The organism is Moraxella sp. VT-16-12 (assembly GCF_002224245.2).
Taxonomy (GTDB): Bacteria; Pseudomonadota; Gammaproteobacteria; order Pseudomonadales; family Moraxellaceae; genus Moraxella.
Map to the genome: position 1 here is coordinate 1 of NZ_NKHK02000005.1, position 13,084 is coordinate 13,084.

13 protein-coding genes and 1 other RNA gene are annotated in these 13,084 nt (G+C 43.7%); 1 reads left to right on the forward strand and 13 read right to left on the reverse strand.

Annotated features, from left to right (window positions below; all coding sequences use genetic code 11):
- Positions 1 to 262: 262 nt before the first annotated feature.
- From rnpB to coaD, 13 genes are all read right to left on the reverse strand, one after another.
- Positions 263 to 603: RNase P RNA component class A (gene rnpB, locus CEW93_RS05435), an RNA gene on the reverse strand.
- Positions 604 to 633: 30 nt separating this feature from the next.
- Complete coding sequence (locus tag CEW93_RS10900; RefSeq protein ID WP_222432724.1) at positions 634 to 2,049, reverse strand: NYN domain-containing protein; 1,416 nt, start codon at positions 2,047 to 2,049, stop codon at positions 634 to 636.
- Between the two features lie 162 nt (positions 2,050 to 2,211).
- Entirely contained in the window at positions 2,212 to 3,336 is a 1,125-nt protein-coding gene (locus CEW93_RS05455) for a serine protease (RefSeq protein ID WP_089539442.1), read from the reverse strand.
- 37 nt (positions 3,337 to 3,373) lie between these two features.
- Positions 3,374 to 5,665: a M48 family metalloprotease gene (locus CEW93_RS05460; RefSeq protein ID WP_089539443.1), complete on the reverse strand. Its 2,292-nt coding sequence runs from the start codon at positions 5,663 to 5,665 to the stop codon at positions 3,374 to 3,376.
- 12 nt (positions 5,666 to 5,677) lie between these two features.
- Entirely contained in the window at positions 5,678 to 6,250 is a 573-nt protein-coding gene (locus tag CEW93_RS05465; protein WP_089539444.1) for a LemA family protein, read from the reverse strand.
- 169 nt (positions 6,251 to 6,419) lie between these two features.
- Positions 6,420 to 7,022, reverse strand: a complete 603-nt coding sequence (locus CEW93_RS05470) for a TerD family protein (protein ID WP_089539445.1) — start codon at positions 7,020 to 7,022, stop codon at positions 6,420 to 6,422.
- 52 nt (positions 7,023 to 7,074) lie between these two features.
- Positions 7,075 to 7,824 carry a TIGR00266 family protein gene (locus tag CEW93_RS05475; protein ID WP_186727905.1) on the reverse strand — a complete coding sequence of 250 codons (750 nt, stop codon included), beginning with the start codon at positions 7,822 to 7,824 and terminating at the stop codon, positions 7,075 to 7,077.
- A 14-nt stretch (positions 7,825 to 7,838) separates the two neighbouring features.
- Positions 7,839 to 9,170 carry a VWA domain-containing protein gene (locus tag CEW93_RS05480; RefSeq protein WP_089539447.1) on the reverse strand — a complete coding sequence of 444 codons (1,332 nt, stop codon included), beginning with the start codon at positions 9,168 to 9,170 and terminating at the stop codon, positions 7,839 to 7,841.
- Between the two features lie 76 nt (positions 9,171 to 9,246).
- Positions 9,247 to 9,822, reverse strand: a complete 576-nt coding sequence (locus CEW93_RS05485; RefSeq protein ID WP_089539448.1) for a TerD family protein — start codon at positions 9,820 to 9,822, stop codon at positions 9,247 to 9,249.
- A gap of 109 nt (positions 9,823 to 9,931) precedes the next feature.
- A complete protein-coding gene (locus tag CEW93_RS05490; protein WP_089539595.1) occupies positions 9,932 to 10,999 on the reverse strand; it encodes a DUF475 domain-containing protein in 1,068 nt (355 codons plus the stop codon).
- A gap of 104 nt (positions 11,000 to 11,103) precedes the next feature.
- Complete coding sequence (locus CEW93_RS05495) at positions 11,104 to 11,682, reverse strand: TerD family protein (protein WP_089539449.1); 579 nt, start codon at positions 11,680 to 11,682, stop codon at positions 11,104 to 11,106.
- 101 nt (positions 11,683 to 11,783) lie between these two features.
- Positions 11,784 to 12,038, reverse strand: a complete 255-nt coding sequence (locus CEW93_RS05500; protein WP_089539450.1) for a YfhL family 4Fe-4S dicluster ferredoxin — start codon at positions 12,036 to 12,038, stop codon at positions 11,784 to 11,786.
- Positions 12,039 to 12,046: 8 nt separating this feature from the next.
- Complete coding sequence (gene coaD, locus CEW93_RS05505; protein WP_089539451.1) at positions 12,047 to 12,538, reverse strand: pantetheine-phosphate adenylyltransferase; 492 nt, start codon at positions 12,536 to 12,538, stop codon at positions 12,047 to 12,049.
- 143 nt (positions 12,539 to 12,681) lie between these two features.
- Between coaD and CEW93_RS05510 the strand changes: the two genes are divergently transcribed.
- Positions 12,682 to 13,077 carry a hypothetical protein gene (locus tag CEW93_RS05510; protein WP_089539452.1) on the forward strand — a complete coding sequence of 132 codons (396 nt, stop codon included), beginning with the start codon at positions 12,682 to 12,684 and terminating at the stop codon, positions 13,075 to 13,077.
- Positions 13,078 to 13,084: the final 7 nt, after the last annotated feature.

Sequence of the window (13,084 nt, forward strand, 5' to 3'; positions counted from 1 at the left end):
GTCTGTCGTCCAGCGAATGAGTGCGTATTATACGCTGATTTTTTATGGTGTCAAGCATTATTTTAAAAAATTTCAAAAAAATTTACTGTGAAGATTTGAAATTATTTAAGCATCAAGTCCTAAGGTTTTCATTTAAGTTAAGTTCTTGATTTTGCAGTAGGTTTTGCTTGGCTACTGTGCTTGAGTGGTGGGTATTATACCTGATAAAATAGGATTGTAAAGGGGGTTTTGGAGATATTTTGTAAGTGGTTGGTTTTTAAATGAAAATGGCAAACCGATAAGCCGGATTCTGTCGTGGACAATCATTCATCTAGACACATCATCGCTGATATGTTCAAGCAACCTACCCGTGTCCTAAGCGGGCAACTTATGGGACACCTATTTGGTCTTGCTACACGTGGAGTTTACCTTGCCATGAACTGTTACCAGTCATGCGGTGGTCTCTTACACCACCGTTTCACCCTTACCTACAAATGCAGGCGGTCTATTCTCTGTTGCACTGGTCGTCAGATTACTCTGCCCAGCCGTTAGCTGGCACGTCGCCCTATGTAGTCCGGACTTTCCTCCCTTCTAAAAAAGAACGGCGATTGTCTGGTCTGCCAAGTGGGTATTATAACAAAATTAGCAATATTTTCAATCATCAACTTCCACGCCAAATACCTGACACAGCTGACGCAAATCATTTTTTAGCATTTGGTGGTGCGATACAATCTGCCAGCCATCAGCTTTGCGACAAAGTGCCAAAAACAGCATACTTTTGGCATCGTTATCATTAAGCTCATATTGGGTTTCAAAAATCTGCTGTTCTGCCTGTTCAATGACCACAGACAAAAGTTTGGTATGATTGATGGTATCTGATTGGCTACTGGCAGTCAAAACAACATACTGGATACTGTCATCATCGGGCAATGTACAAGAGAAATATGTAAATATCTCGTGGATTTCCAAATGAATCAATCCATCTGCACTGTGTGTTTGCCCATAAAAAATCATATCACCATCATGGCGTACTTTTTTATTACCATCAAGTCGCCAAAGCACCACATCAGCTTCTGGGGCACAAACAATAATATCAATTTTCCCTGTAATGATGGACACATGATTGATGGGTGGTTTTGGCGTGGCTTGGTTGCCTTGCGGCTTGGACGGTGGATTTTTTGGCGTTTTATTTTTTATATAAACACCATTGGGCTGTTTTTGAATGTCAAATAAACGAATGGCAGTAATCAGCTCAGAAAATTTCTTATAACCATATTTTTCCAAATTGATGTTGGGATTTTTGTTTAATTCGCTGGCAATATAGCTAGCATTGCACCAACCGTTATCCGATTTAGGATTGTTGGTGATTAATTTGCTGATTTCATCAACCAAAACTTTATCTGCTTGGAGTTGCTTGGTGGTGTATTTTTGGTTGGGTGTGGTTGTGTTATTGTTTTTTAGTTTGATGATGAGTTGTTTGCTTTCTTTATCAGTATTGACAGAAAATACATCAATCACTTGATATAGCTGTATCAGTTTATGGTAGCCATATGCTTTAATGTCAATATCGGCGTGGTGTTTTTTAAAATGACTGGCAATTTGGGCGTAATTGCCCCATTCGCCATCTTTGATGGTTTGTGTCAGGCTGTCTTTTAAAGCATTCATCAGATGAGTATCGCCTTTGAGTTTTTTGTTATCCCAAACGTTGGTTTGCTGAGTGCTTTGGGGCTTGGTGGATAATTTTTCTACTTCAAAAAACTCATCACAGGCTTGGCGAAAGGAGATGACCGCTTCTTTTCTGCCAAAACCATAAACTTTAATGCCACTTTTGCGAATACGCACGGCAAGACTGGCAAAATCACTGTCGGACGACACCAAACAAAAACCGTCATACTCGCCACTATGTAACAAATCCATCGCTTCTATTACCATGGCAATGTCGGTGGCATTTTTGCCTTTGACATAAGCAAATTGTTGCATGGGGTCAATGGCATGGCGTAAAATCGCTTCTTGCCACCCTGACAAACCCGCTTGCCCCCAATCACCATAGATTTTTTTTGGTGGCGACATATCCAAGCTTGGCAATGGCAGAAAATACATCATCAATGGTTTTGGCAGACGCATTATCTGCATCTATCAGCACAGCGATACGTTTTAGCATGAAACTCCCCATAAATTTTTAGCGATTTTAACACTTTGATGGTTTTTTGTGCAATTTTATTCATACAAAATTTATGCCTGACACCCCACCAGCCATAAAGCGTCTTTGTGCTCTTTGACCAATTGTGGCACGCCAAATGACGCGTGTTGTGTTTGGATATTTGCCACACCCGCACTGGTTAAAATGGCAGAAAGCAGTTGATATTTGACAGCATAATTCATGTTTTGGGTGTTGCTAATGCTAGACATGACCATGCCGACCACCTGCCCTGTTGGCAACATGAGTGGACTGCCACTAGACCCTGCTTGTATGGGGGCGGTAAACTGCAAAAAGCGTATGTCATCATGCACGCCCAACAGCCCTGAGATATTGCCAGAAGTTACTTGTAGCTGACTGGATAAGCCCGATAACGGAAAACCCATTGTAACCACGCTCTCACCAAGCAGCTCCACCTGTCCCACCGCAAGTGATAACACAGATGGCAATGGCTCATCTACCCTAATAATCGCCGTGTCGCTTCCTTCATCACCCATCACCACATACGCTTGCCTATCAGCTCGCCCCTGCTGACGAATGCCAATCACACTTGCCCCATCTATCACATGATAGCACGTCAAAAGATGATGACTATCAATAGCAAATGCCGTGCCTGTCCACGTCTCACCTGCCATTGGTCGGCGTGGTGTAAGACTGGTCTGTTGGGGGAATTTTTCGTGTAAAGCAATGCCCAAATGCTCACCAAAACTCTTTAAGCTTAATGATGAGCATTCTGCTAAGGCTCGGCATTTGTATTGCCCTTGACGCTCATAAATTTCAAGCACAAGAGCGGTTTTGATGTGGCGGTCATGTATGGGTACATCATAGCGAACACCATCGCCCACCACCAAAGACACCCCACCAATTTCGGTGGCAGCGATTGCCAGATTTGGGTCATGATAAGTATAAATCACCAGTTGTAGCCGTGCCACACCCTGAGCAAATGCCTTGGGCAAATCTAGCGTCCATGTGTGATTGTCGTATTTTGCCCAGTCTTTTTGTTCATGCAAATAAGCAGGACTGATTTTAGCAGTACGTTTTTCGTCCAAAGCAAGCCACACTATGCCTGTTGTTTGCTCAAATGCCAATGTGCTATCCACACGCACTGTTATCACCCCAGATGTCAAAGCGGTATTTGCCCCAAGCACCAAAGTTGTCATTATAGCTCCTTGAAATTTTATAAAATACAATGTTTATTTACTTTTGCCAAAGCAGTGATGCCAACAGCACCACTTCATACTCATCTTGACTCATGTCGCCATCAAACAAAAACGCCGTTTTGAGTGTCTCTATCATGGCTGAATTACCATCTACATTCATCACCACCACCGCCAAATCTGCCACACCAAACGCACGCACCTGATGGCACATCTCAATCAATGTTTTATCATCAATCACCACCGCCACGCCTGCCAGTCTTGACCATCTGCGAATGCTGGTGGTGATTTTGTCATGACGCATGAGTATCAAACTGTTGTCTTGGGTGCTTGCCACAAACATAAGTAGCACCAAAAACGCCGACACTTCATACCCACCAAGATGAGCTTTGATGTTATCATAACCGCCTTGTGCTTTGTTTAAAGCCATCAATACCAAAGACAGCACCAACGCACAAAACAGCATTTTTGTTGGCTTGGGTGGTGAATACGCTTGGGGCATTTTATCTGACCAAATGGTGTGCTTAGCCACTAATGATGATAAAACTTGGGCGTAGTCATCTGGCTGGTTTGTTAGGTGTTGTTTTTTTGTGATAAACTGCCTAAGAGCAAGCCACACCAACAGCCCATCAGCTCGTCTGTCATAACTTGCCACCGCCTTTAACAGTTTGGCTGGCAAACGATGGGGCAATACCTTGTCATCAGATGACACTCCCCAATAAATCGCCAATAAATCCACCTGCTCACCGACCGTTTCATGCAACATACAGCACATGACACATTCTACCAATGCCAAGGCAGATAAGGGTGTGCTTAGGGCAGAGATGATGGCGTGGGGCAAGTGGGCGTGTTTTAAAGATTGTGAAGTTAAGTACGCCCCTTGCGGCAACAAATACTCATCAGTACAAGCAAGACGTGGCAAAAACTGCTGTGGCGTCTCCCACATCGCCCAGTCATCGTCCACAACCAACTTACCATCACGCACCACATCAAAACTCCCATCATACTGTATGATGGTATATCCTTGCTCGTTGGTTTGGGCGTTTTGCAGTAAAGGGTGGCAGTCGTCCGCTAATGGTTTAGGCAAATCATCAGCTTGCTCATCTGGTATTTGCTCAAAAGGTTTTTGAATATCTAGATTTTTGTTTTTATGACCATCAAATCCCCCAAATTCACGCATCACCCCAACCAAAACATCGCACCGCTCATCAATACTGGGGTGGCTTTTTGACCATTCGCCCTTCGGCTTGGGATTGGCAAAGAAAAAATGACTCATGCTTGCTGTAAACGCAGGGTTATTTAGCACACTGTCATGGCGATGTAGGCTTTGTAGCGCCATCAGCACATCATCACTTCGGGTGAGCTGAACACTGATGGCGTCCGCCAAATGCTCTCTTTGTTGGTTAAATTGGCTTTTGACCCACTCAGCAGACGCCATGCCCATCACCCCAAATAACCGAAACAACACCACTGGCGTGATGGCAATCAAATACGGAAAAAATAATGGTGCTTGTGCTTCATAATCATCACGATGGCGATGACGATTAATGTGGCTTTGAGCGTGTATGTGGGTGAATTTTTGTTGTTGCCTACGTAAATAATCCAGCCAGCCTTCATGACTGCCGTCTATCACCACATCATCACCATGATAATCCTTATCAAATTTGCCAAGCACAGATGTTTCCATCACATCTGCCAAATCATACACCCAGCCCAGCATACTCATCATGACATACATACGCAAATTTAGCTCATGGTCTTTTTGGATAAGATGACCAAACTCATGCCCCAACAGTCCATACAGCTCATGATTGGTGAGCTTGTCCACCGCCCCTTGGGTCAATACCATCACCGTATCAGACGCCCCAAAGCCTGCCACAAAACCGTTTACCCCCATCTCAGATGCCAGCACATACAATTTGGGCAAAGGCACGCCTGCGGCGATGGACATTTGTTCGGCAAACTTGTGATACCGTCTATAATTTGCTGGTAAATCACGCACAGAAGATACTTTAATATAAGATTTTGTATAAACTGCCTTGGGTGTGTCGCCATGTACAAATAAACGTGTCGCACCCACCGCTTTGGCAAGCGACAGTCCACCTTGTTTGGTTTTGTGGCGAGCAATGAGCATACCCATCACAAAATACAGCCCCACAAACACCCCTGAGATTATCAGCACATTTGCACCTAGATGACCTGCCCACAGACCAAAAACCGCTCCGACCATCGCCATCAGTAGCAAAGACTGCACGAGCACCACCAAAAAGAACAAAGCATAAAAAAGCCGACTGCTTTGGTGGTATTTGTGTTTTAAGGCAAAAAAATCCATCAGCGACACCTGCTAAATGCTCAAATCAACCCTAGGTGCCTGCTTAAAAGAATGTTCATCAAATTCAAGACTCATCGCCTGATGAAACCCAAACCACCCACTCACCAAATTATTTGGAAAAATCTCACGGCGGGTGTTATAGCTCATCACACTATCATTATAATGCTGACGAGCAAACCCAATGCGATTTTCAGTATGAGTCAGCTCATCAAACAGCTCTTTGATGATACTGTCAGCTTTTAGTTCAGGATAATTTTCTGCCACCGCATACAGATTTGCCAAAGCTCCTGACAACATGTATTCTGCTTGGGCAACCTTAGCAATATAATTGTCATCTTTTGGGGCATTTTGAGCTTGTTTGGCAACTTGGCGAGCTTGCATGACTGCTTGTAGGGTTTGATTTTCATGAATCAAATAGCCTTTGGTGGTCTCCACCAAATTTGGTATCAAATCATGACGGCGTTTAAGCTGTACATCTATCTGAGCTAGGGCATTTTTGACTTGGTTATTAAGGCGAACTAAGGCGTTATAAATCATGACACCCCACACCACCATTAGCACCAAAATCACCATCAAAACATACATAAACACTCCTTTTGTATTTGTCAATGTTCTTTTATTATTGATGATAATATGGGTGCTTGCAAGTATTTTTTGACAAGCGGACTTTTAAAATACGCACCAACTTCAAAACCCAACAATCGCCCAACAAAAAAACCCAAAGCACTCACTTTGGGTTTTGGTAAAATCTTATTTAGACGTGTGGCATAATCACAGGAATCAAATCATTAAAAGTGCGACCATTTGCCGTCTCGCCAATGGCGTGCATTTTCCACTCGCCATTATGACGATACACCTTTGCCATAATCATCGCCGTATGACTGCCTTGGGCAGATAGGTTGTAACGGGCAATCTCGCTGTTGTTATTACCATTTAAAATGCGACAATAGGCATTTGCGACCGTTTCAAAACTCTGTCCTGTAAAACTATTGACCGTAAATACCAACGCTTGTACGTCAGCAGGAATGGCAGATAGATTGACGTTGATGACTTCATCGTCGCCATCGCCTGCTCCTGTGCGGTTGTCGCCCGTGTGTGTGATGGTGCCATCTTTGGATTGTAGCTGTCCAAAATACACCACATCAATCGGCTGTTTGTTGCTATTAAACATGACCACAGATGCATCCAAATCAATACTGTTGCTATTGCCACCACCACCAAACAAACCACCCAAAAATCCGCCGCCTGATTTGGCATTGGCAACGTCCCAACCCAAACCCATTTTAACTTGGGTCAATGCTGTACCCGCTTCTTTTTCTAGCGAGATTTTTTGACCTTTTTGCAGATTAACCGCCATGATAGCTCCTTATAAGTTGGTTAAAAAATAACAAATCTACGTCAATTATACCCTATAATATCCCACCAAGCAAACCACCACCAGATGAGCGTCCACCCGAGTTGCTACCCAAGATACTTTGCAGCCAACCTTGATAATTATCACGGTTGCGTGAGCACAGCACCACTTTGCCTTGACCGCTAAATTTAAGCACCATGCCTTCACCACTGGTAACCGAGTTTATCATACGCCCAATAAAGCCTTGGTTTTGATTGGTGCCAACCGCCAGCTCATAGCTTAGACTGCTGTCCCACGCCACCACATGACCGTTGTCAATGGTGATAGGTTTGCCATGCTCTACTTGTATCTCAAACAATGAGCCAAAGCCTGACACCACCACTTGCCCCACACCTTCGGTACGCATGACCATAAAACCACCTGTATCACCAAAGATGGCTCCGCCTAGATTGGTTTGGATTTTGGCTTTTAAGTCCATGCCAGATGACCCTGCCACAAAAGCCCCATCTGACAAGGTGTATTGCACAGACCCCACGTCAAGTATCATCATATCACCATCCAAGGTCGGAGCTAGCAAACAATCACCATCACCACGAGTGGCTTGTATTTTTTGTTGAAACAAAGACTCATCGTTGGCAAAACGTCTCATCAATGCCTGCATGATACCGCCATTGAGCGTGCCTGTTAAATCAAGATTGCTCTCCATCATCACCATCGCATTGGCTTCACAAAAGATGGATTCGCCTTGTCTAAGCGAGCAATGCAAAAACGGCTCAATACCGCCCAAAAGTGAAAAAGTTGCCATAATTTTCCTTATCGTTAGCCAAATAAACGCCCAAAAAGACTGCTGCCATTGGCTGATATGTTGTGCAAAACCCGATTGGTGAGTAAATTTTTACGCTTTATCTCATCAAGCCATACAGGAAACTCAGCCAATAACAGCTCATAAAGTTTGCTATCATCAATGCTGTCAATGCGGTCTAGGGCAAAAAAGTTACAGTTGTCCACCACTCGCCCTGTCATGATGTCTAGCTTTTCAAGCACGCCATAATTACAACCACCAACACCCACAAACTGCCAAAATATCGGCAATGATGAGCATTCGGTTAGGATTTTTTGCATTTGCCTGCCACTGCCTACGCCACCATCTGAGATAAACAGCACATAAGTTGGCACATCATCATGGATGGCACTATAATGGTTTATCACCGCTTGTATGGCAGGGATTTCTTCATTGATTCTTGCTCCCACCTGCCACGATTGGTATCCGCCTTTGGTGGTATTGACAAAATGATTGACATTGGTCAAAGTAACATCGTCTAACTGCGTGGTGTACTGAGCAAACGCCCAACACTCAAAACTGCCATCGTCATCAAAATTGATGGCAAGCGGCATGAGTCTATTGACTACTTTTTGTACATCACCGTTTTTGTATTGCCAGTTCATTGAGCCAGACGCATCAAGCACAAGTGCCACACGTGCTTTGACATCTAGCAAGCCTTTCTTTTCTAAGGTCATCAAGGATTTTTTGGTCAAATCAATGATGCTCTTATTGCCCGTTTTTTGAGCTTTTTCTAAGGACAGTTTTTTCTTTAATTCTATCGTGGTGGTTGATGACGGCTTGGGCGTTGGGGCTACTGGTACAGGCTCGTCTGCCACTTCACCACCAAAATGCTCAATCAGCCGAGCCAAACCCCCATCAAAACCCTGCCCCACTGCTGACACTCGCCAGTCGCCTTTTTTATAAATGCTCACCAACATGACCACTTTTTCATCATGCAAATCATTGGGAGTAAAAGTCGCCACCGTCTGACCATGTTTGCTAAACGCCACCGTCAGACCTGCCAAATCCTTTGCCACGCCCTGTCCATCAATGCTAATCACCAAAGTTAGTGTGTGGATTTTCGGTGGCAATAGCGACAAATTGATTTTACAAACGTTATCAAAAACTGCCACCGCCCCACAAGGACTGGTTGGCTGATTATAAAAGGTCATGTAGTTTTCATCAGACAGCTTGCCACATTCGTCTAAGCCAAACATCGCCACATCGGTGGTGAGCGATGAATGGTGGCGAACGACCACATCAAATGCCATCAAATCCAAACCAAGCTGTGCTAAGGGTAGTTTTTGTCCTTTGATAAACTGCATGATTTTTAATCACCAAAATTGACACGCCATTTGATAAAAAAAGGCAAAACCACGCTTTGCCTTTTTTGGATTGTTGGGCTTATACTGCCACGCCATATGAGCTTGCCAAAGGCCCAAGACCACCAGCAAAACCCTGACCTACGGCACGAAACTTCCATTCGCCGTTGTGCTTATATAGCTCACCAAAAATCATCGCTGTCTCAGTCGAGCTGTCTTCGGACAAATCATAACGAGCCACTTCTGTGCCACCTTGGGCATTGACAATGCGGATATAAGCATCGCCCACTTGACCAAAGTTTTGGTTGCGAGCTTGACCATCATAAATCACCGCACAAAACACCACTTTGGCAACATCGGCAGGCACTTTTGTCAAATCCACCTTGATGACTTCATCATCACCATCGCCTTCACCGGTGCGGTTGTCGCCTGTATGCTCAACAGAACCGTCCGTGGATTTTAGGTTGTTAAAAAAGATAAAATCGCTGTCAGCACGCACTTTGCCATCTTCTTTGACCAAAAATGCTACCGCATCTAGGTCAAAGGCTTGACCATCTGTGGCACGGGGATTCCAACCCAAACCAACCGTCATTTGAGATAAGGTGGGAGCTTCTTTTGAAAGATTGACGTTACCGCCTTTGGTTAAACTGATTGCCATAATGATATTCCTATAAAAATAAAACGTGAGCATGGTACTCACGTTTTACTATAACAAACAACCTAGCTTTAGACAAAACAATTTTGTTACGCTATGTATCTAAATCTTGTCATTCGTCGGCTTTTTCCAACGCTTCATTTTTGCGATATTTGATAGACGCAATCAAACTTGCCACAATAAAGGCAATACCAATCAGCCCTGTGATGACTTCTGGCACATGAAACTTCATAGAAATCAGCATGATAATCGCCAACGCACCAATGGCATAATGAGCTCCATGTTCTAGATAAACAAACTCATCTAGTGTACCTTTTTCTACCAAAAAGATGGTCATAGAACGCACAAACATCGCCCCAATCGCCAAACCAATCATGATAATCACCACATCATTGGTGATGGCAAACGCCCCAATCACACCATCAAAACTAAACGACGCGTCCAAAACTTCTAGATACAAAAAACCTGCGATACCACCTTTGGCAATCGCTCCAGCCACTTCGTTACCATCAATACTGTCTTCTTCGTCTTCGCCTTCAAGCAGGGTAGATAGGACATTGACGCCCATATAAATCAAAATGCCCCACACGCCCGCCATCAGCACGGCTGATTTGTAGGCTTCATCTACCCATGTCAAAGAAATCATCAAGGTAATAATCGCCACAAACACACTCATGGCATCAACTTTGCCAAAACGAGCAAGGCGTTTTTCTAGCCAATCAAACCAGTGAATGTCTTTATCATCAAACACAAAGTTTAAAAACACCAGTAGCAAAAACATACCCCCAAAGGCCGCAATCTCAGCATGATGCGCCATCAGCTTGGCGGAGTATTCTTTGGGGTTATTCAGTGCCAGTTGTACCACCTCGCCCATGCCCATATCGGCAGTTACCGCCACAATGACGATGGGAAACACCAAACGCATACCAAATACAGCAATGAGCATACCCACCGTCAAAAAGATGGTTTTCCAAAATTTATCCCAATGCTTTAAAACAGACGCATTGACCACCGCATTATCAAAAGACAAGGAGATTTCCATCATTGCCAGCACCAAAGTGATAAACAGTGCAGACAACAGTGCCGCCACACCACCATGAGTGTAGCCCCAATAAGCCGCACCAATCAAGGCGACAATGGTAAAGACAATGTCAAAATAAAAATGTTTTAGATTTTTCATCATAAATGATAGTTCCAATAAATAAGGCACAAAAAAGCGGTAATTCAAATTACCACCTTTTTGTATAAAATACAATGATTGTTGGTTGTGACTATGTAAGAAAGTTATCCAATCATAATTCCGTACTGATGACACATTGCTGCCAGTCCGCCACTATATCCTTGACCCACCGCACGAAATTTCCATTCACCATTATGACGATACACTTCACCAAACACCATCGCTGTCTCTACTGAATAATCCTCCGCCAAATCAAAACGCACCACTTCGGCACCTGTTTGTTCATTGACCACACGAATAAAGGCGTTGGCAACTTGTCCAAAGTTCTGGTTGCGAAGCTGGGCATCATGAATGGTGACAGTAATGGCAATTTTATCAATATCAGGTGCAATACGAGTCAAATCTACTTTGATGATTTCATCATCGCCATCGCCAAGTCCTGTGCGGTTGTCGCCTGTATGCTCAACAGCACCATCAACGGATTTTAGCTGATTATAAAAAATAAAATCATGGTCGCCACGCACTTTGCCTGTACCTGTCAGCAAAAAAGCACTGGCATCTAAGTCAAAATCTTGACCTGAAGTGACACGCTCATCCCAGCCCAATCCGATAAGCAGTTTGGTTAAAGTTGGGTCAGTTTTTGATAAAGAAAGATTGCCACCTTTGCTTAGTGAGATTGCCATAAATACTCCAAATAAAACCCATTTGAGCCAATTTAACACAAATAAATGATAAATACAATGCCATCTGTCAGCTTGTTGCCATATTGTTACAAATGAGAAACCTACTCAATCAGACCTGTTAGGCGTTGGTACTTAGCCAATAGCTCATCTGTGCTTTCAGGATATTTGGGGTCTTTGGGAATACAATCCACAGGGCAAATCTCCACACATTGTGGCACATCAAAATGCCCCACACACTCGGTGCATAGCTCTGGATTAATCACATAAATGTCATCGCCTGCACTGATGGCTTCGTTTGGGCAGGCAGGCTCACACACATCACAGTTAATGCACTCATCAGTGATTTTTAGTGCCATCACACCCCCTAAGCAAACTTTTTGGCAAAACCATCAAGCACACAAGATGGCACAAATTTAGACACATCACCACCAAGTTTGGCAACTTCTCGCACCAAGGTAGATGACACAAAAGAATATTCTTGGGCAGGGGTCAAAAACACCGCTTCAAAGTTTTCATCAAGGCTGCGATTCATATTGGCAAGCCCAAACTCATACTCAAAATCAGACACCGCCCTTAGCCCCCGAATGACCGCTACTGCGTTTTGTGCTTTGGCAAAATCTACCAGCAGCCCTTCAAAACCCACCACTGACACACGCGGATTGTCTGCAAAAATCTCTTGCACCAACGCCACTCGCTCATCAAAGCTAAACAAGGGCTTTTTGTGATGAGCAAATGCCACCGAGATGATGACTTCATCAAAGATTTTTAAGGCACGATTAACAAGGTCAATATGTCCATTGGTGATGGGGTCAAATGTGCCGGGGTACAAGGCTTTTTTTGTAAAATAAGCAGTCATGACAATCGCCAAATAAAAATAACTGCTTATGGTAGCAGATTTTTGGGGGAATTTGTAGCGATGACCACAAATCGCATCAAGTAGCTTGTTATTTTTTCAAAATCAGTTATGATAATAAAAATCAACAACATAGGGGAAAAAACATGAACGTCTTAACCATAGCCGACCAAACTATGACAGGCGATGTGATGTATGAGCTTGTCATCAAATTTGACACACCAACCATCACCGCCCAAGAACTCATCACTCGCCGTGTCCGCACCGAAGTGTATGCTTATAACCAAAAAGCAGAACACGCCATCAATCCTGTCAGTCTCATCATACCAACTGACCAAGAACGAATTTTAAATGGCAAACCAACCGTCCGCAAGTTTATTGACCCTGACAAACAAGTGCAAATCGCCCTTGATGCCTTTAAAAATAACGGCTTTTTTATTTTGGTGGATGACAGACAGCTCACTAAGCTTGATGACACCATCACCATCACGCCTGATACCAAAGTAAATTTTATTAAACTGACGCCCTTAGTTGGCGGCTGATGATAAG